This window comes from Clavibacter lycopersici (genome assembly GCF_003576405.1).
Taxonomy (GTDB): domain Bacteria; phylum Actinomycetota; class Actinomycetes; order Actinomycetales; family Microbacteriaceae; genus Clavibacter; species Clavibacter lycopersici.
The window spans coordinates 1-2478 of record NZ_QWGT01000319.1; the positions used below are offsets into that span (position 1 = coordinate 1).

At 69.7% G+C, this 2478-nt stretch carries 3 protein-coding genes; 2 read left to right on the plus strand and 1 reads right to left on the minus strand.

Features of this window, described 5'->3' with window-relative positions; genetic code table 11:
- Together DZG00_RS14520 and cls are read left to right on the plus strand one after the other, a co-directional pair.
- A partial coding sequence (locus DZG00_RS14520) for a nucleotide-binding YajQ family protein (protein WP_119455773.1) occupies window positions 1-118 on the plus strand: 118 nt, incomplete at its 5' end.
- Window positions 119-208: 90 nt separating this feature from the next.
- The gene (gene cls, locus DZG00_RS14525) at window positions 209-1675 is read left to right on the plus strand and encodes a cardiolipin synthase (RefSeq protein ID WP_119382536.1); all 1467 of its coding nucleotides are present in this window, start codon (window positions 209-211) and stop codon (window positions 1673-1675) included.
- Window positions 1676-1702: 27 nt separating this feature from the next.
- Here the strand turns inward: cls and DZG00_RS14530 are convergent, their stop codons facing one another.
- Window positions 1703-2182, minus strand: coding sequence for a MarR family winged helix-turn-helix transcriptional regulator (locus tag DZG00_RS14530; RefSeq protein WP_119382537.1), 480 nt, complete (start codon window positions 2180-2182; stop codon window positions 1703-1705).
- Window positions 2183-2478: the final 296 nt, after the last annotated feature.

Consider the following 2478-nt stretch of genomic DNA (forward strand, 5'->3'; position numbering starts at 1 on the left):
CGTCGAGGGCGACGAGCTCCGCGTCTCGAGCAAGAGCCGCGACGACCTGCAGCAGACCATCGCGCTGCTCAAGGGCGCGGACGTCGACCTCGACCTGCAGTTCGTCAACTTCCGCTGATCCCGCAGGCGCCGCCCTGGCGCCCTGGTGCCTGTCCGGCGGGCATCCCGGCCCGTCGATCCCGGGGTCCCGCCGGATAGACTCCGCCTGATGGACCCCTCGATGACCACCCTCGTCCTCGCGGGTCTCGCGGTCGTCATCGACCTCATCGTCCGGATCGTCGCCCTGCTGGTCATCCCCCGGAACCGCCGGCCGTCGACCGCCATGGCGTGGCTCATGGCGATCTTCTTCCTGCCGTACATCGGCATCCTCCTGTTCCTGCTCATCGGCTCGACCCGGCTGCCGAAGCGGCGGCGCGAGAAGCAGGAGGAGATCAACCGCTTCATCATCGAGTCGACCGAGGGCATCGAGCGCGTCACGCGCGAGCACTCGTGGCCGAGCTGGCTCGACTCGGTCGTCGAGCTCAACCGCACGCTGGGCTCCATGCCGCTCGTGGGCGGCAACCGGGCGAAGCTCTACAGCCACTACGACGAGTCCATCGCCGCCATGACCGCCGAGGTGGAGAAGGCGACGCGCTACGTGCACGTCGAGTTCTACATCCTCGCGTGGGACGTGACGAGCGCCCCCTTCTTCGACGCCATGGAGCGGGCCGTCGAGCGCGGCGTGACCGTGCGCGTGCTGCTCGACCACATCGCGTCGCTGCGCGCGCCCGGCTACAAGCGCACCACGCGGAAGCTCACGGCCATCGGCGCCGACTGGCACCTGATGCTCCCCGTCCAGCCGCTGCGCGGGCGCTACCAGCGGCCCGACCTCCGCAACCACCGGAAGGTGCTCGTGGTCGACGGGCGCGTGGGGTTCATGGGATCCCAGAACATGGTGCACCGCAGCTACAACAAGGTCGTCAACCGCAAGCGCGGCCTCAAGTGGCAGGACCTCATGACGCGGCTCGAGGGCCCCATCGTGAGCGGCCTCAACGCGATCTTCATCACCGACTGGTACGCCGAGACCGACCAGCTGCTCGTGCGCGAGACCGAGCCCATCGAGATCGCGGCGACCGACGACGACGAGCTCGACTGCCAGGTCGTGCCGTCCGGCCCCGGGTTCCCCGGCGAGAACAACCTCCGGCTGTTCAACGCGCTGCTCTACTACGCGCAGGAGCGCATCGTCATCACGTCGCCGTACTTCGTGCCGGACGACTCCATGCGGTACGCGATCACCACGGCCGTGCAGCGCGGGCTGTCCGTCGAGCTGTTCGTGAGCGAGATCGGCGACCAGCCCGTCGTCTACCACGCGCAGCGCTCCTACTACGAGGAGCTGCTGAAGGCGGGCGTGCGGATCTGGATGTACCGGGCGCCGTACATCCTGCACAGCAAGCACTTCACGATCGACGACGACGTGGCCGTGATCGGGTCGAGCAACATGGACATGCGGTCGTTCAGCCTCAACATGGAGGTCTCGCTGATGGTGCGCGGCCCCGGCTTCGTGACGGAGATGCGCCGGATCGAGGACGGCTACCGGCAGCGCAGCCGCGAGCTGACGCTCGAGGAGTGGAGCCGCCGCACCCGCACCAGCACGGTGCTCGACAACCTCGCTCGCCTGACCTCGGGCGTGCAGTAGCCGCGAGAGCCGGACGCTCGATGCGGGTCAGTCGTGATCGGGCGTCTCTTCGTCCTGCCCGGCGGCCTGCTCCTGCGCGGTGGCGCGGTCGAGCACGTCCTGCAGGAGGTCGCGGAGCGGGGAGTCGACGGAGTCCTCGCCGGCGATGTCGCGACGCACCTGGTCGCCGACGCGCCAGATGACGGGGAGCATCTCGCGCCCGCCGTCCGTGAGGCCCACCGAGAGACGGCGCTCGTCCGTGGTGTCGCGGAAGCGCGTGACGTAGCCGAACACCTCGAGGCGCTTGAGCAGCGGCGAGAGCGTGCCCGGGGTGATGTGCAGCTTCTCGGCCAGATCGACGACCGCCTGCGGCTCCTCCTCGTCGAGGGCCAGCAGCACCAGGTACTGCGGGTGCGTCAGGTTGAGCGGCTGCAGCAGCGGCCGGTAGAGCGACACCACCGCCCGGGATGCGGCGGCCAGCAGCACGCCGGTCTCGTCCTGCAGCAGTGTGAGCGATCTCTGTGCCATGTCTCTTCTCCTCTGGCTCGTCAGTACGTCGATGCCGGGGTCTTGGACACTTCCTCCACCGTACGCCTGTCCGGGCACGAGGGACCTCGCGTACAGGCAACCATCGGCCGGGGTCGTCCGCACGCTCACGCGAGCGTACCGGGGGTCGACGCCACGACGAGCGCGCCCAGCACGAGCCACGGGCCGAACGGGACAGCCGACGAGGCGCGGGCGCCGCCTCCCACGAGCAGGGCGGTGGCCGCGACGCCGCCGAGCAGGGTCCCCGCGGCGAGGCCCAGCGCGACCTGCGCGGGACC

Coding starts and splice junctions, on each gene's coding strand:
- cls (WP_119382536.1), top strand. CDS start 209: ATGGACCCCTCGATGACCACCCTCGTCCTCGCGGGTCTCGCGGTCGTC.
- DZG00_RS14530 (WP_119382537.1), bottom strand. CDS start 2,182: ATGGCACAGAGATCGCTCACACTGCTGCAGGACGAGACCGGCGTGCTG.